Genomic DNA, 15,890 nt, shown 5'->3' with positions numbered 1-15,890 from the left:
ACGCGTCAGGCTTTCTGCTCGGCTTCGACCGAGATCATGCCATCGTTGATCTCGCGAAGTGCGATACCCAGGGGCTTTTCATCGGGTTCAACATCGACAACGGGTCCAACGAACTGAATCATGTTCTGTTCAAGCTGAAGGTTGTACGAGTTGATCTGACGTGCGCGACGAGCGGCAACGATAACGAGAGCGTACTTTGAATCGACGTGCTCAAGCAGATCATCAATCGGTGGCGACGTGATGCCTTGGGGCTGTGCGACGATTCCGGCCATGCGGTCCTCCTGGATTCAAACGTGGCCATCTGGCCACACTGGGGGCCAGTCTACTCCAGCCCCATAAGGTGAGCCAGTTCAGTAACGGTGTCGTCGAGGTCGTCATTCGTCACAGTTACGTTGAATTCCGTCTCTGCAGCCATCTCTACCTTGGCAGTTTGAAGACGACGCACGCGTTCCTCCTCGTCTTCGGTTCCGCGACCGACGAGGCGCCTCACAAGCTCATCCCACGACGGAGGTGCAAGAAAAACGAAGAGCGCATCAGGACGCGTTTTCATCACCTGACGAGCACCATCAAGGTCAATCTCGAGCAGGACAGATTTACCTGCTTTCAAGGCCTCGTCGACAGGTGGCGCAGGTGTGCCGTAGCGGTGAACACCGTGGACTGTCGCCCATTCGAGCATCAATCCCGATTCGACAAGCGCGTCAAATTCTTCATCTGTCTTGAACAGATAATGAACGCCATCAACTTCACCCGGCCTGGGCGAACGAGTCGTCGCAGAGACGGAAACAACCAGTTCCGGGTGACGTTCACGAAGAGCTTGAACGACGGTCCCCTTACCTACAGCAGTGGGACCGGCAAGCACGGTCAGTCGTGGTTTATCCATGCTGACAATCGTGCCACCTTTACCTGCTATTAGCCGAATCGTTCGATTAAAGCCTGAGCTTGAACATGCCCAAGGCCCCTGACACGACGTGATTGAGCAATACCGTACTCTTCCATCAATGCCGCAGCCGTTGTGACTCCAACGCGTGGCATTGACTCAAGCAGTGAGACAACACGCATCTTGGCGATTGACTCATCCTTTTCGGCAAGGTTGAGAACCTCTGAAAGCGTAATTTCGCGATTCTTCAAACGTGCTTTGATATCCGCGCGCGCGCGACGCGCTGCAGTTGCTTTTTCTAGAGCTTGCGCACGTTGTTCGGGTGTCAGATGAGGTAGCGCCATTGCTTCCCACTCCTTCACAGATTGTGACTGTTGCAGGCGATTTTATCGTGTTAACAGGGCTTTTGTGTGAAGAAAGTGGGAAGCAATATTCACTCAGCTAATTCGGCGACCGCTTGAGCATATGCCTGTTGAAGGCCCAGAGCATCGGGGCCTTTGGCCAAAATCGCTCGAGATGACGACGCGAGCACGTTCAAAGCTGCTTGGCCGAACACCTCGCCCAGTTCCTTCGGACCGGCACCTTGAGCTCCCACCCCGGGGGCAAGAATTGCGCCATTGAAGGCATCGAAAGAGATGCCCAGGCGACGGCGAGCATCCCCAACGGTCGCGCCCACAACAATTCCAGCAGGACCCATGTGCTCAAAGTCGAACGTCGCATTGAAATCGGACACTGCTTGAATGACTCCCCCAGCAACCGATTGCCCCTCGGAGTTCACACAGTGTTGAACCGAAGCACCCTGAGGGTTCGATGTCAGAGCGAGAACGAACACTCCCCTGCCCGTCTCTTTTGCCATTTCAAGCGCCGGGGTGAGCGCGCCAACACCCAAATACGGTGAAAGAGTCACAGCATCGCCGGCCAGCGGAGAACCATTAGCCAGATACGCATCGGCGTAACCGTTCATAGTTGAACCAATGTCACCGCGTTTAGCGTCCACGATGCACAAGGAACCCGCATTTCGACAGGCGTCAATGACTTCTTCCAATACGCCGACGCCGTGTGATCCAAAACGTTCGAAGAAGGCTGACTGCGGTTTGAATGCAGCAACTTTGCCTCCCAACGCTTCAACAACGCCCAGAGAAAACCTACGCAATCCGTCGATCGAATGGTCTAAGCCCCACTGGTCAAGCAGACCGGGGTGCGGGTCAATCCCAACGCACATAGGCCCATGCTCAGCCATTGCGTCGGCAAGACGATCACCGAAACCTCGCATGGTCATCGTTCATTCTCCTTTCGAAGCGCATCCCATTCCTGCAACGATCGCACGTGATACGCACCGTGAGTACGCACCTCAATCGCTTGAACAAGCGCGTTAAACGCCTGGAGCGTCGTCACAATCGTCTTGTCGTGGGTCATTGCAGCGGTACGAATCTGATAGCCGTCGTGGCGGTTATCGCTCTTCTGCGGAGTATTCACAACGATGTCGATCATCCCATCGTTGATCAAATCAACGATGGTGGGCTCACCTTCATTGCCTCGTCCCTCAGAGCGCTTGCGAACAGCTTGGGCCTCAATCCCGTTTCGGCGCAACACCGAAGCTGTACCCGTTGTCGCCAAAATCGTAAAACCAAGGTCCCGCATACGAGCCGCAGGGAACACGATCGCACGCTTGTCCGTATCCGCAATCGAAATGAAGACCGTACCTTCGGTCGGCAGTTTTCCGATCGCACCGGATTGCGACTTCGCGAATGCCGTCGGGAAGTTGTGATCGATACCCATAACCTCGCCCGTCGAGCGCATCTCAGGCCCGAGGATCGTATCCACGACCAATCCCTGAGCTGTACGGAAGCGCTTGAATGGAAGAACAACCTGCTTCACTGCAATCGAGGCACCATCACGGATCTCGCGTGCATCCGTGACAGGGAGAATGCCACGCTCACGCAACGATGCGATCGAATCGCCCACCTGGATCAAAGATGCTGCCTTCGCCAGAGGCACGCCCGTCGCCTTCGAAGCAAAAGGCACCGTACGAGAAGCACGAGGATTCGCCTCAATCACGTACAGGACATCGGACAAGAGGGCGAACTGGATATTGATCAGGCCACGCACCCCCACCTCACGTGCAATCGCTTCGGTCGATGCAGCAATCCGGTGAAGCTGGCTGGACGACAGAGTCATCGGTGGCAATACGCATGCCGAGTCACCGGAGTGAATACCGGCCTCTTCAATGTGCTCCATAATGGCGCCCATAAACAATTCATTACCGTCATACAGCGCGTCCACGTCAATTTCGATCGCCGCATCCAAGAAACGGTCAATCAACAGTGGACCGCGTGAGAACAGCGCGCCAATATCCGGCCTATCGAGATAGCGATCGAGCGCGGCCTCGTCATTCACGATTTCCATACCACGACCGCCCAAGACGAAGCTGGGGCGCAGAAGCACCGGATATCCAACGCGCTCAGCAACCTCACGAACCTGCGAGACCACATGAGCCGTATCGTGCGCCGGAGCCGGGCAACCGGCAATCGCCAGCACCTTAGCGAACTCTTCACGGTCTTCAGCCACATCGATCGACGACGGCGACGTGCCAAGAATCGGCACCCCCGCAGCCTCAAGATCACGCGCAAGCGACAGCGGAGTCTGACCACCCAACTGAACAATAACGCCCTTGACCGGACCGGCCTCGCTTTCTGCCCGGTAGATCTCGAGCACATCCTCAAGTGTCAGGGGCTCAAAGTAGAGGCGATCCGAAATATCGTAGTCAGTCGACACGGTTTCTGGGTTGCAGTTCACCATGATCGTGTCGTAGCGCTCGCGCAGGCTCATCGCTGCGTGCACGCACGAATAATCGAACTCAATGCCCTGACCGATACGGTTCGGTCCAGCACCCAGAATGATGACTGCTTCGCGCTCGCGGGGCGCAACCTCGTTCTCGAAGTCGTAGGTCGAGTAGTGATACGGAGTCTTCGCTGCAAACTCTGCCGAACACGTATCCACCGTCTTGAAGACGGGGTGAATTTCGAAAGCGCCTCGTACTTCTCGCACGCTCGTCTCCGACAGGCCTCGAATATCACCAATCTGACGGTCAGAGAAGCCGTGACGTTTCGCAAGACTCAGTACCTCGCGGTTGAGCGCGGGAGCTTCTGCGATTTCACAAGCAATCTCGTCAAGCAAGTAGAACTGGTCAAGGAACCAGGGGTCGATCTTCGTCGAATCGAAGAGCTCGTCGAGCGTCGCACCTCCACGGATTGCGTCCATGACCTGCACAAAGCGCTGTTCGGTACCTCGTGCAGCCTGAGCGACAAGTGCTTTTGTCTCTTCTGTGGTGGGACGAGGCCGCGCCCACGAGAATTGGACTCCCGACTTGTCGATGGAGCGCAACGCTTTTTGAAACGCCTCCGTGAAATTGCGCCCGATTGCCATGGCCTCGCCGACTGCTTTCATTGAGGTCGACAGCGTGGGGTCAGCTTCCGGGAACTTTTCGAAGGTGAATCGCGGAACCTTCACCACGACGTAGTCCAGCGTGGGCTCGAAAGACGCAGGCGTGGAGCCCGTGATGTCGTTCGGGATTTCGTCGAGCGTGTAACCGGTGGCGAGGCGCGCTGCGATCTTCGCAATCGGGAAGCCCGTCGCCTTGGATGCCAGCGCGGATGAACGCGATACACGCGGGTTCATTTCGATGACGATGATGCGACCAGTCTTCGGATCCAGAGCAAACTGGATATTACAGCCACCAGTATCAACACCGACCTTACGGATCACCGCAATGCCGATATCGCGCAGACGCTGCAACTCGCGGTCGGTGAGTGTCAATGCGGGTGCAACGGTCACCGAGTCGCCCGTGTGAACACCCACCGGGTCAATGTTTTCGATCGAACAGACGACAACGACGTTATCCGCCTTGTCTCGCATGAGCTCGAGCTCGTATTCCTTCCAGCCGAGGATGGATTCTTCGAGCAAAACCTCCGTGGTGATCGACGCCGCAAGTCCCTGACCGGCGATGCGTTCGAGATCTTCGGGGGTGTAGGCGAAGCCTGAACCCAAACCGCCCATCGTGAACGAGGGACGTACAACCAGCGGGTAGCCGAGTTGAGCTGCCGCTTCGTGGCATTCTTCCATCGTGTGAGCAATATAGGAACGTGCGACTTCGGCGCCACACGTCTCAACGATCTCCTTGAAGATTTCCCGGTCTTCACCTGCGTTAATCGCCTCGATGGACGCGCCGATCAGCTCAACGTTGTACTTTTCGAGAACGCCAGCTTCGTTCAGCGCAACCGCTGTATTCAGTGCAGTTTGACCACCCAGTGTTGCAAGCAGAGCGTCTGGTCGTTCCTTTTCGATAATCGACGTAACGACTTCGGGGGTAATCGGTTCAACGTACGTGGCATCGGCAATCTCCGGGTCGGTCATAATCGTGGCCGGGTTGGAGTTCACGAGGATAACGCGCAGGCCTTCTTCTTTGAGAACACGGCATGCCTGGGTACCCGAATAGTCGAATTCGCACGCTTGACCAATAACGATCGGACCGGACCCGATAACAAGGACGGACCGCAAATCGTGGCGCTTAGGCATCAGTTCGCCTCCTTCGAGGCCAGAATCATGGATACAAAACGATCGAAGAGATGCTCACCATCGTGAGGACCAGCCGCCGCTTCGGGGTGATATTGAACCGAGAAAGCGGGAATATCAAGTGCCCGCAGGCCTTCCACAACCCCATCGTTGAGATCAATGTGGCTGACTTCAACCTTTCCATAGCGACCAGCGTCGAACGGTGCGACCGAGGGGGCCCCAACGGGGGCGTCCACTGCGAAACCATGGTTGTGGGCGGTGATTTCAACGCGACCGGTCACCAGATCCTTCACCGGCTGGTTGACACCGCGGTGACCGAATTCGAGCTTGTAGGTTCCATACCCCAGAGCGCGACCGAACAGCTGGTGTCCGAAGCAAATGCCGAAGTACGGGAGCCCAGCATCCAGGACCGCACGTAGTAGCTCAATCTCCAGGTCAGCAGACGCGGGGTCACCCGGCCCATTCGAGAAGAAAACTCCATCGGGGTTCAGAGCCTGAATATCCGCGAAACTCACGGTGTTGGGCACAACATGAACCTCGACCCCTCTTTGCGCAAGCTGCTCCGGTGTGCGCGATTTGATGCCCAAATCCACGGCCACTACGCGACATACCGGTTCACCTTCGCCTTTAACAACGTAGGTGTCTTTTGTCGAAACCTCGGATGCTAAGGCTGCGCCGGCCATCATCGGTTGATCAACGACAATACGTACCAGAGCATCGCGCACCTGGTTAGTCAGGTGCTCAGCGCCTGCGGGAAGTGCACCACCGGAGAAGATTCCAGCGCGCATCGCGCCGTGTGAGCGGATGTGGCGCGTGATAGCGCGAGTATCAACACCACTGATTCCCACGATCCCCTGCTCAATGAGTTCTTCATCAAGGGTGCGCTTCGATCGCCAGTTTGATGCTCGACGTGCAGGCTCACGCACAACGAAACCGGCAACCCAGATCTGTTTGGATTCAGGATCTTCATCGTTGACACCGGTATTACCGATGTGAGGTGCCGTCATGACGACGATCTGGCGGTGATATGAAGGATCCGTGAGCGTCTCTTGGTATCCGGTCATGCCTGTGGAAAAGACAATCTCACCCAGTGTGCGCCCGCGTTTGCCCCAGGCGTATCCGGGGAATACCGTGCCATCTTCAAGGACGAGCAGTGCGAGTTCTGATTGGGTCATCGCCGGTCCGCCTTTTCAATCGGCATTCCGCCCATGACGGTTGCATCACCGGCGTACAGCGTGTACAGAACCTGGCCGGGCAACTCCATCCCTCGGTACGGCGAATTGGTTGAGCGCGTGAACTGCTGGGTGGGATCCACTTTCCGGCGCACGCTCGGATCAACCAGCGTGATATTGGCCGGAGCGCCCACCACAAGACCCTGCCCCTGAGTGGCAACCATGCCGATCTGCGCAGGCTTTGTCGACATCACGCGAGCAATATCGGCCCACGTCATGCGACCGGTGTTCACCATTGTTTCGATCAGGATCGGCAATGCAGTTTCCAGGCCGGTCATGCCGAACGCGCCCGCCTGCCACTCGCAGTCCTTGTCTTCGAGCGGATGCGGAGCATGGTCGGTTCCCACAACGTCAATCGTGCCATCGGCGAGGCCCTCGCGGACTGCCTCCACGTCTTCGCGAGTGCGAAGTGGCGGGTTGACCTTGTAGAGCGGATCGTAAGTCGTGGCCATTTCCTCAGTGAGGAGCAGGTGGTGTGGAGTTACTTCTGCCGTCACGTCAACACCCATGCGCTTGCCCCAACGAATCAGGTCTACCGATCCGGCAGTCGAAAGATGGCACACGTGGAGGCGCGAACCGACGTGCTTTGCCAGCAAAATGTCGCGGGCAATGATCGCCTCTTCAGCGACGGGAGGCCAACCGGCCAAACCGAGTTCACCAGACAGTGGCGATTCATTCATCTGCGCACCGTCAGTCAAGTCCGGATCCTGCGAGTGCTGCGCAACGACGCCACCGAAGGTCTTCACATATTCGAGGGCACGACGCATGAGAACCGGATCCGACACGCACTTGCCATCATCAGAAAAGACGCGCACCTGAGAGCGGGAATGTGCCATCGCACCCATCGACGACAGGTGCTTGCCAGCGAGGCCTTGAGTCACGGCACCAACCGGGCGGACATCAACCCATCCCAGGTCGTGACCGATCTGCCACACCTGATCGACAACCGATGCGCTATCGGCAACCGGGGTCGTGTTCGCCATCGCGTGAACGGCTGTGTAGCCACCCACCGCCGCAGCGCGCGTGCCGGTTTCGATCGTTTCGGCGTCTTCACGCCCGGGTTCCCGCAGGTGCGTGTGCATATCGACGAGGCCGGGAAGCGCGATCAGACCGTCGGCATCAATATGCCGGGCATTGGTGGCGCCGTCCTTTGCTTCGGCACCGATAGCAACAATGACGCCGTCACGGACCAGGATGTCGCTGGATTGCTCTCCCAGAATCGATGCGCCGGAAATGAACCAAGTTTTCGAGGTGTTTTCAGTCATTGGTGTTTCCTTCCGTGGCAAGAAGCAGGTAGAGGGCAGCCATACGAACGCTGACGCCATTGGAGACTTGTTCGACGACAACGGAACGCTTTGAGTCAGCTGCCTCCGCGCTAATTTCAAGGCCTCGGTTCATCGGGCCGGGGTGCATCACGATGCATTCGGGGTTGAGAACGTTGAAACGCTGATTATCGAGGCCGTATGCGGTGTGATATTCGCCCGGTGACGGGAAGAATCCGCCGCCGGCAGCGCTCATGCGCTCACGCTGGACGCGTAGCATCATCACGGCGTCGGGGTCGGTGGCGAGAGCCTTATCGAAGTCGTATTCGATATCACAGGTCCAGTTTTCAACGCCCACGGGAAGCAACGTAGGAGGCGCGACCAACGTGACGTGGGCGCCCAGCAGAGTCAGAAGATCAACGTTGGACCTCGCAACTCGCGAGTGGAGAACATCGCCGACGATCACGACGCGCGCGCCTTTGAGATCGGTGCCCGGTGCCAGCGGTTCAACGTCGGGGTCTGAGGGGTTGCGTTTGTAGTGGCGACGCAGGGTCATGGCATCAAGAAGCGCCTGAGTCGGATGCTGGTGAGTGCCATCGCCCGCGTTCAGCACCGGCAGGTCCATCCAACCAGCGTGTGCAAGGCGGTGAGCCGCTCCGGAAGAAGAGTGGCGGACAACCACCGCGTCGGCGCCCATGGCTTGGAGGGTGAGAGCCGTGTCTTTGAGCGATTCGCCTTTGGAGACCGACGATCCTTTAGCGGAGAAATTAATAACGTCTGCCGAGAGGCGTTTTGCAGCAGCCTCAAACGACAGACGTGTACGGGTTGAATCCTCGAAGAACAGATTGACAACAGTGCGACCGTGAAGTGTTGGTAGTTTCTTCACTCGACGTGACTGCGTTGCCGCCATCTGTTCAGCCGTATCTAGAAGCAAGAGGGCTTCGCGATATTCGAGGTCACGGATGGAAATGAGGTGATTCAAGGACATCAGTTGTTCCTCTCAATCAGAACGCAGTCTTCACCGTCAGTTTCATTCAGCCAAATCGACACTGACTCATCACGAGCGGTGGGAAGGTTCTTGCCCACGTAGTCGGGGCGAATAGGCAGTTCACGGTGACCACGGTCAACGAGAACTGCGAGCTGGACTGCCTTCGGGCGACCGATCGATGTCAGCGCATCGAGGGCAGCCTTGATGGTGCGTCCCGTGTAGAGCACATCATCGACAAGAACGACGGTGCGTCCGTCGATGCCATGGGCCGGTACAAATGATTCCTTTGGCTCGCGAAGGGGCTGAGAGGAAAGGTCATCCCGAAACATTGTCGTGTCGATGATGGCAAGTTGCGTGCGCCTACCACCGACCTCGTTGATCTTTTCGACGAGGCGCTTGGCAAGCGTCGCGCCACGAGTCGGGATTCCCGCGATGACCAGCATCTGGTCTTCGCCATTTCTTTCGATAATCTCAAACGCGATTCGCGTGAGTGAACGGGCAATATCATCGGCATCTAAAACCTGCCGTGCAGAGCTGCCCCGCTCTGCGTGTGGGTGCACTGATCCCATCAGTGAATCTCCTTCCCCGCCTCACAGGACGGAATTTAAAGGAACGCTTCGTCAACTAGTGTAGTGCTCTACCCCGCGGATCTGTCTAGTTGACGGCGTGCTGATCATCACCGATGAAAGAATGCGATTGAACTAGTCTTCGTCGACTCGAGACGCTTGTTTTTCCCTGTTCACTGCCCAAACCTCACCCGCATAGCGCATGTGCTCATTCAGAGTCTCGCGTGCCTTTTCGGGATCTCCGGCGCGAAGGGCGTCAACAATCGGTTGATGATAAACGCCGCTCATCAGCTCAGCGCGTTGTGCAGATGCGTCGGACATGATTGCAACGCGCATCCGATCCTGCAAGTCGTTCCACATCTCCAACAGCACTTCATTGCCGGATTCGTGACACAAAATCTGATGGAAACCAAGGTCTTCATCCAGAACTTCCACGGCACTCTTGCCATCCGCCCCTGCAGGGAGATTCTTTTCAAGGAGATCGGCGACTTCGCTGCCTCTCCCCTGGGTCACGATCGCCGATGCCGCCAGTCCCTCTAGAGCTGCGCGTACAGCAAAGAGCTCACGAAGTTGCTTGGGAGTAAATTGAGCGACGCGCAAACCAATGCGGTCTTCACCTTCGACAAGACCAGACTGCTGGAGCTTACGCAGTGCCTCGCGAACGGTGCCCCGACTCACGTTCAGTTGTTCGGCAAGATCGACCTCACCCAGACGCGAACCAGCTGGCAAGTTGCCCTCAAGGATCTCTGCGCGCAACGTCGTCCACACCTGCTCACGCAGTGTCAGTCGGTTAATCCCCTTCATGGGCATAGCGACGACTCCTCATCTTTGACAGTCGTTAACACTCAACAAATATCACTGTCACATTAACACTTTTCATCAAGGTTAATAAGCACAGAAAGCAAGTGGCGGACCATAGCTTTCGCTACAATCCGCCACTACAAGCCAACCTGCTCAGTATTCGTCGAGCAACTCGTCAAGCTCTTCAAGCTCATCGACACTCAAATCATGCGTCTTAGGGGAGGTATCCTCATCTGAGCCTGCCAGGCTGGGCGCATCATCACCGGGAGCCGACACGTCAGCGTCATTGTCGCAACTGCGACGCGACCACGGGGATGCCTCGAGTTCACGTCGAATAGCGTCAAGGACAGCATTGACGAACTGCGGAGCCCCGTCACCAGAAATCGACTTCACAATTGCAATTGCTTCATCGATCGCGATGATGTTCGCAACATCGTCGTTGTCCAGCATTTCCCAAACGCCAACGCGCATAACCGCCAGGTCAACACCGGCGATTCGATCAAGGCCCGCTACGTTCGCGTGTTTTTCGATCAAATCATCGATGCGACGCAGGTTATCAGCGACACCTTCGATTGCTTGAATCGAGTATTCCGGAAGCGGGGTTTCTGCTGCCGTGATCACTTTGCGCTGACGCAAAAGATCGCGCAAGACATCGGGGTTACGCCCCATGCCTCGCTGATCTGCTTCAAAAACGACGTCAGCAGCGCGCTTGCGAGCTTTCGTTCGTGAAGTGAAACGAAATGCCTTGGACATCAGTCGTTGACACGTCCCGAGAAGGAACCATCGCGGGTGTCAACCTTGATGCGAGTGCCTTCTTCCATGTAGAGCGGGACCTGGATCTCGTAGCCGGTTTCAAGCGTTGCGGGCTTGGTACCTGCCGAGGAACGGTCGCCCTGCAGACCGGGTTCAGTGTGCGTGATGGTCAGGACAACAGTAGCCGGGAGCTCAACGAACAGGACAGTGCCATCGTGCTGGGAAACGATGACGGACTGGTTGTCGATCATGAAGTTACGGGCATCGCCGACGATCTCTTCGGGAACGTTGATCTGCTCGTAGGTCTTTTCGTCCATGAAAACATAGTCGGTGCCGTCCTGGTACAGGTACGTCATATCGCGACGGTCAACAGTTGCGGTTTCGATCTTGAGACCAGCGTTGAAGGTCTTGTCGACGATCTTGCCACTCATCACGTTCTTGATCTTGGTGCGCACGAATGCGGGGCCCTTACCCGGCTTGACGTGCTGGAATTCAACGACCTGCCACAGCTGGCCGTCGATGACCATGACTGTGCCGTTCTTCAGATCATTCGTCGTTGCCACAGATATACCTCACTTTGGTTTTTCAAAGAATCAACGCGATTTTACACTGTTCGATAACGGTTCTACTAACCTCATCGACGGTTTTATCGCGTGTATCAACTAACACATTAGCGATCTCTGAGTATTTTTCATGCAGGTTTGCAATCATCAGCCTGAGCATTGCACGTGGTGCACCCAGGCCAACCGAACGCGGTTTATTCAGTCCTTCGCGTCGAGCCACTTCACTCACGTCGGCATAGAGCTCAACGATTGCGGCTCCCTGATCGTTTAAGCGTTGAAGCCGCCTAGCCACGGCCTCGTTCTCAATTTGCGAGGCACCAACCGTGACGATTGCACCTGCACTACCGAGCGCCCGAAGCGCACATTCTTGTCGTACCTGCTCCACATCGCCTGTGCCTGCAATGATCAGTTGCGCAACACTTTTGCCACTCTGGCGTTCAACAAGGTCGTCAGTTTCAACCAGGCGCATTCCAGTCAGCGAAGCAATGGCGCGGCCAACCGCTGTCTTTCCCGCGCCGGAAACTCCCACAAGGACGAGGCCGGGAACCCCAGATGATTCTCTATCACGGACAGTGCCCGCCACAGAAGTATCAACACACTCGATTGTCATGCGATCCCCAATCGCGTAGCTACCTGCCTCGTTTCATCAGGCAATATCCGATAGGTCGCCGCATTTCCAATGCCATCAAGCAAAACGAAACGGAGCTGACCCGCACGCACCTTTTTATCTGAGAGCATGACGTCCAGCAATTCATCGAAGGACGTACCGGAATAGGTAACCGGCAAGCCAACTCGTGAGAATGCATTGATATGACGTTCAACGTCGGCATCTGTCAGAAGCCCCCGAACAACGCCGAGGTGTGCGGCAAACACGCATCCGACGCTGACCGCTTCACCATGACGCCACGAAAAGTTCTCGCACTTTTCAATCGCATGAGCCAGCGTGTGCCCATAGTTGAGGATTTCGCGCAATCCCGATTCTTTCAGGTCAGCTGAAACAACATCCGCTTTCACTACGATAGCGCGTTCGATCAGCTCTCGAATCTGGTTGGAGCGCGAATCGCTCAGGAGGTTCGTGTCGGTTCCTTCGATAATGCGAAGAATTTCCGTATCGCGAATGAATCCACATTTCACAACTTCGCCGAGACCAGCTACGAAGTCTTTTTCCGGCAACGAGGACAGATAATCGAGGTCCACGATCACGCGCAACGGCGGGTGGAAGCAGCCAATCAGATTCTTGCCCGCTGATGAGTTGATACCCGTCTTCCCACCGACTGCAGCATCCACCATGGCCAGTAAGGTCGTCGGAATGTTGATCAAACCGATCCCACGTAGCCACGTTGCTGCAACAAAACCCGCCATATCAGTTGTTGCACCACCACCAATGGCAATCACTGCATCTGCTCGGCCGAGCTTCATGCGCCCAGCTTCATCCCAGAGACGTGCAACGACGTCGAGGCTCTTGCCCGCCTCACCATCGGGGTGCGTAGCGATACCCACCTCAAAGCCCATCGTTTCAAGACCGTTTGCAATCTCGCGTGCTTTCGTCTCAAGAGGCTGGGCGTGGACAATCAGTACCTTCGAAGCATCAGATCGCAATGCTCCTGCAATCGCGCTGACTGGAATCGAGTGACCAACACACACGTCGTAGGGAGCATCTCCCCCAACGTGAATCCGTTTCCATCCAAGATCCACCAAATCCACCACGCGATCGGCAACCTCTGAAGCAGGCCCATCGTCAGACTCAAGCCGAATCGTCTCTACTGCCTCATAGAGTGGCAAACGTTCGCGACGCAGTTGGCGGAGCATCCCCTCAGGATCTTCACGAAGCAAAGGGCGGTGAGCCTTCTTCGTCACCCGACGCACTAACTCATCATGTTCTACATGAATATGGACGACACAGACATCACGCAGGGCATCGCGAACCTCTTCAGATGTCACAGCACCACCGCCTAACGAGATCACCCCGCCCATCTGCACAGCCTGATGCACCGCGCGAATCTCACGCTGACGAAAACCCTGCTCGGCCTCGTCCATAAAAATCTGCGAAATCGACTTACCCGCGCTCTTTTCGATGAGGTCATCAGTATCCACGTGGGAAACCCCAAGCTGGGCGGCAACAAGGCGCCCAACCTTCGACTTACCCGCACCGGGCAATCCAACAAAAACAAGCGGAAGATGCAGTCGAATCGATGAAGGTGAAGAGACACTCATGCGCGCTCCTGAATTGACGCGATATATGCGCCAAGATTGCGACGCATTTCCTCTACCGACATTCCTCCGGCGTGGCCATCGAGAACATCGGCCAGCACAAGCGCGAGCTCAGCTTGCGCAATGACAGCACCGGGAACAACCTGACAGGTATCAGAACGCTGATGCAAGCCGACGGATTCTTCACCCGTCGCAAGATCCACGCTACGAAGAGCACGCGGAACCGTAGAAATCGGCTTGAACGCAGCACGAGCAACAATCGGCTGACCATTCGAGGTGCCGCCTTCGATACCACCGGCACGATTTGACGTACGACGCAGATGCCCGTCGTCGCCCTTCACGATCTCATCGTGAGCAACACTGCCCCGCAACGCCGCCTGAGCAAAACCATCACCGATCTCCACACCTTTGACAGACTGGATCGACATCAGCGCAGCCGCAACCTTCGTATCCAAACGACGCTGGGCATTCACGTGTGTTCCCAAACCAATGGGCACGTTCCACGCAATCACTTCGACGACACCGCCGATGGTGTCCCCGGCTCTCTTCGTTTCGTCGACGACATCAACGAAACGCTGGTCAAGCTCGGTATCAAGGGTACGCATGCGAGATTCGTTCAGAGCACCCTCATCATCCGGAGTCGGAAGATGAGGATCAGTTGCGATCTGCGTTCCCACCTGCACAACATGGCTGACCAGACGAATACCGGCCACCTGGTCCAAAATCGCCTCGGCAACGCAACCGAGCGCCACACGAGCTGCGGTCTCACGCGCGCTCGCACGCTCCAGAATTGGTCTGGCATCATCACAACCGTACGACAGCATTCCCGGAAGATCCGCATGACCTGGACGCGGGCGGGTCAGCTTCTTGTTCCGCGCAATTTCACGTTCGTCGCCAGTACCGGCATCAATCAGCAGAAGATCTGGGGCAACTGGATCGGAGCTCATCACAACTTCCCATTTGGGCCATTCTGAGTTCGCAATCTCAATCGCAATCGGAGCACCCGTCGACATACCATGACGGACACCACCGACGATACGCACGACGTCCTTCTCAAAAGACTGGCGTGCCCCACGCCCATAGCCAAGACGACGACGGGCTAGAGCCCGCACAAAATCGTCGGATTCGATACGAAGACCGGCTGGAACACCATCAATGACAGCGATCAAAGCCGGACCGTGTGATTCACCTGCGGTAAGCCATCTGAGCATGGCTCCAGTCTTTCACACGTGACCGTGCAAGGCCGTGGCGTATCACATGCGAACAGGGAAACCGGCCTGATCCAAGGCCGTTTTCACGTCGCGAATCGCTACTTCACCGAAGTGGAACACGGACGCCGCCAAAATCGCGTCGCTTCCCGCGCGAGCAGCCTCAACGAAATGCTCAACCGTTCCGGCGCCACCCGAAGCAATAATCGGCACGTGCACGCGTTCTTTCACAAGATTCAGTAGTTCGATATCGAAGCCCTGCTTCACCCCATCTGCATCCATTGAGTTCAGCAGAATTTCACCCACACCACGGCGCTCGGCATCCATCGCCCATTCGAGCGCATCAATACCGGTCGAGTGCTTTCCACCGTGAGTGGTCACTTCAAAGCCCGAAGGTGTTTCAACGCCGGGAGGGCAACGCCGAGCATCAACAGACAGAACCAGAACCTGATTACCGAAACGATCCGCAACCTCGGAAATCACGTCAGGGTTGCCGATCGCAGCGGTGTTCATTCCAACTTTGTCAGCGCCCGCTTTGAGTAGGGTCGCCACGTCTTCGCCAGTCCGAACTCCACCGCCAACGGTCAAAGGAACGAACACCTGTTCCGCCGTGGCCGACACGACATCAAGCATCGTGCCACGGTTCTCAGTCGATGCACTCACATCAAGGAAAGTTATTTCGTCAGCCCCTTCAGCCCCGTAGCGCTTAGCCAACTCAACAGGGTCCCCAGCATCGCGCAGATTCTGGAAATTCACGCCCTTCACGACGCGCCCAGCATTCACATCAAGGCAGGGGATAATTCTCAGTGCGACACTCATGTTTATCCTTCTTCGTCGAGGTCTCTTCACTACCTGAG

At 56.4% G+C, this 15,890-nt stretch carries 16 protein-coding genes; all 16 read right to left on the bottom strand.

Translation table 11 applies throughout. The features are described from left to right. Nucleotides 1–5: 5 nt before the first annotated feature. The 16 genes from rpoZ to hisF all read right to left on the bottom strand — a co-directional run bounded on the left by rpoZ (nt 6) and on the right by hisF (nt 15,852). Nucleotides 6–272, bottom strand: a complete 267-nt coding sequence (rpoZ, locus tag QP503_RS04865; protein WP_006681000.1) for a DNA-directed RNA polymerase subunit omega — start codon at nt 270–272, stop codon at nt 6–8. Between the two features lie 50 nt (nt 273–322). Next, nucleotides 323–880: a guanylate kinase gene (gmk, locus tag QP503_RS04860; protein ID WP_006680999.1), complete on the bottom strand. Its 558-nt coding sequence runs from the start codon at nt 878–880 to the stop codon at nt 323–325. Nucleotides 881–909: 29 nt separating this feature from the next. Next, the gene (gene mihF / locus QP503_RS04855) at nt 910–1,221 is read right to left on the bottom strand and encodes an integration host factor, actinobacterial type (protein ID WP_006680998.1); all 312 of its coding nucleotides are present in this window, start codon (nt 1,219–1,221) and stop codon (nt 910–912) included. An 89-nt stretch (nt 1,222–1,310) separates the two neighbouring features. Beyond that, complete coding sequence (gene pyrF, locus QP503_RS04850; RefSeq protein ID WP_103633737.1) at nt 1,311–2,156, bottom strand: orotidine-5'-phosphate decarboxylase; 846 nt, start codon at nt 2,154–2,156, stop codon at nt 1,311–1,313. Beyond that, nucleotides 2,153–5,452 (bottom strand): carbamoyl-phosphate synthase large subunit, encoded by a 3,300-nt coding sequence (gene carB / locus QP503_RS04845; protein WP_103633736.1) that lies wholly within the window; start codon nt 5,450–5,452, stop codon nt 2,153–2,155. The genes pyrF and carB overlap by 4 nt, the downstream gene beginning before the upstream one ends. After that, nucleotides 5,452–6,624 carry a glutamine-hydrolyzing carbamoyl-phosphate synthase small subunit gene (carA, locus tag QP503_RS04840; RefSeq protein WP_006680995.1) on the bottom strand — a complete coding sequence of 391 codons (1,173 nt, stop codon included), beginning with the start codon at nt 6,622–6,624 and terminating at the stop codon, nt 5,452–5,454. The genes carB and carA overlap by 1 nt, the downstream gene beginning before the upstream one ends. Beyond that, nucleotides 6,621–7,946: a dihydroorotase gene (locus tag QP503_RS04835; protein ID WP_006680994.1), complete on the bottom strand. Its 1,326-nt coding sequence runs from the start codon at nt 7,944–7,946 to the stop codon at nt 6,621–6,623. The genes carA and QP503_RS04835 overlap by 4 nt, the downstream gene beginning before the upstream one ends. After that, nucleotides 7,939–8,931, bottom strand: a complete 993-nt coding sequence (locus QP503_RS04830; RefSeq protein WP_006680993.1) for an aspartate carbamoyltransferase catalytic subunit — start codon at nt 8,929–8,931, stop codon at nt 7,939–7,941. The genes QP503_RS04835 and QP503_RS04830 overlap by 8 nt, the downstream gene beginning before the upstream one ends. Continuing rightward, nucleotides 8,931–9,500 carry a bifunctional pyr operon transcriptional regulator/uracil phosphoribosyltransferase PyrR gene (gene pyrR / locus QP503_RS04825; protein ID WP_006680992.1) on the bottom strand — a complete coding sequence of 190 codons (570 nt, stop codon included), beginning with the start codon at nt 9,498–9,500 and terminating at the stop codon, nt 8,931–8,933. The genes QP503_RS04830 and pyrR overlap by 1 nt, the downstream gene beginning before the upstream one ends. 132 nt (nt 9,501–9,632) lie before the next feature. After that, on the bottom strand, nt 9,633–10,307 hold the full coding sequence (locus tag QP503_RS04820; RefSeq protein ID WP_103633735.1) for a GntR family transcriptional regulator: 675 nt from the start codon (nt 10,305–10,307) through the stop codon (nt 9,633–9,635). 144 nt (nt 10,308–10,451) lie between these two features. Next, on the bottom strand, nt 10,452–11,051 hold the full coding sequence (gene nusB, locus QP503_RS04815; RefSeq protein WP_006680990.1) for a transcription antitermination factor NusB: 600 nt from the start codon (nt 11,049–11,051) through the stop codon (nt 10,452–10,454). Next, nucleotides 11,051–11,614, bottom strand: a complete 564-nt coding sequence (gene efp, locus QP503_RS04810; protein WP_006680989.1) for an elongation factor P — start codon at nt 11,612–11,614, stop codon at nt 11,051–11,053. Before efp ends, nusB begins: the two co-directional genes overlap by 1 nt. A gap of 22 nt (nt 11,615–11,636) precedes the next feature. Then, the gene (locus QP503_RS04805; RefSeq protein ID WP_006680988.1) at nt 11,637–12,224 is read right to left on the bottom strand and encodes a shikimate kinase; all 588 of its coding nucleotides are present in this window, start codon (nt 12,222–12,224) and stop codon (nt 11,637–11,639) included. Then, complete coding sequence (gene aroB, locus QP503_RS04800) at nt 12,221–13,828, bottom strand: 3-dehydroquinate synthase (protein ID WP_006680987.1); 1,608 nt, start codon at nt 13,826–13,828, stop codon at nt 12,221–12,223. Before aroB ends, QP503_RS04805 begins: the two co-directional genes overlap by 4 nt. Beyond that, nucleotides 13,825–15,036: a chorismate synthase gene (gene aroC, locus QP503_RS04795; protein ID WP_006680986.1), complete on the bottom strand. Its 1,212-nt coding sequence runs from the start codon at nt 15,034–15,036 to the stop codon at nt 13,825–13,827. The genes aroB and aroC overlap by 4 nt, the downstream gene beginning before the upstream one ends. 42 nt (nt 15,037–15,078) lie before the next feature. Further along, on the bottom strand, nt 15,079–15,852 hold the full coding sequence (hisF, locus tag QP503_RS04790; RefSeq protein WP_006680985.1) for an imidazole glycerol phosphate synthase subunit HisF: 774 nt from the start codon (nt 15,850–15,852) through the stop codon (nt 15,079–15,081). Between the last annotated feature and the right edge of the window lie 38 nt (nt 15,853–15,890).

Source organism: Pauljensenia sp. UMB0895 (assembly GCF_030218905.1).
Lineage (GTDB): Bacteria > Actinomycetota > Actinomycetes > Actinomycetales > Actinomycetaceae > Pauljensenia > Pauljensenia turicensis_A.
Note: the sequence above shows the minus strand (reverse complement) of the source record. Positions and strands in the feature narration are given on the sequence as shown.

Excerpts from the sequence above, each read along its gene's own strand:
- rpoZ (WP_006681000.1), bottom strand. The coding sequence starts at position 272 with ATGGCCGGAATCGTCGCACAGCCCCAAGGCATCACGTCGCCACCGATT.
- gmk (WP_006680999.1), bottom strand. The coding sequence starts at position 880 with ATGGATAAACCACGACTGACCGTGCTTGCCGGTCCCACTGCTGTAGGT.
- mihF (WP_006680998.1), bottom strand. The coding sequence starts at position 1,221 with ATGGCGCTACCTCATCTGACACCCGAACAACGTGCGCAAGCTCTAGAA.
- pyrF (WP_103633737.1), bottom strand. The coding sequence starts at position 2,156 with ATGACCATGCGAGGTTTCGGTGATCGTCTTGCCGACGCAATGGCTGAG.
- carB (WP_103633736.1), bottom strand. The coding sequence starts at position 5,452 with ATGCCTAAGCGCCACGATTTGCGGTCCGTCCTTGTTATCGGGTCCGGT.
- carA (WP_006680995.1), bottom strand. The coding sequence starts at position 6,624 with ATGACCCAATCAGAACTCGCACTGCTCGTCCTTGAAGATGGCACGGTA.
- QP503_RS04835 (WP_006680994.1), bottom strand. The coding sequence starts at position 7,946 with ATGACTGAAAACACCTCGAAAACTTGGTTCATTTCCGGCGCATCGATT.
- QP503_RS04830 (WP_006680993.1), bottom strand. The coding sequence starts at position 8,931 with ATGTCCTTGAATCACCTCATTTCCATCCGTGACCTCGAATATCGCGAA.
- pyrR (WP_006680992.1), bottom strand. The coding sequence starts at position 9,500 with ATGGGATCAGTGCACCCACACGCAGAGCGGGGCAGCTCTGCACGGCAG.
- QP503_RS04820 (WP_103633735.1), bottom strand. The coding sequence starts at position 10,307 with ATGCCCATGAAGGGGATTAACCGACTGACACTGCGTGAGCAGGTGTGG.
- nusB (WP_006680990.1), bottom strand. The coding sequence starts at position 11,051 with ATGTCCAAGGCATTTCGTTTCACTTCACGAACGAAAGCTCGCAAGCGC.
- QP503_RS04805 (WP_006680988.1), bottom strand. The coding sequence starts at position 12,224 with ATGACAATCGAGTGTGTTGATACTTCTGTGGCGGGCACTGTCCGTGAT.
- aroB (WP_006680987.1), bottom strand. The coding sequence starts at position 13,828 with ATGAGTGTCTCTTCACCTTCATCGATTCGACTGCATCTTCCGCTTGTT.
- aroC (WP_006680986.1), bottom strand. The coding sequence starts at position 15,036 with ATGCTCAGATGGCTTACCGCAGGTGAATCACACGGTCCGGCTTTGATC.
- hisF (WP_006680985.1), bottom strand. The coding sequence starts at position 15,852 with ATGAGTGTCGCACTGAGAATTATCCCCTGCCTTGATGTGAATGCTGGG.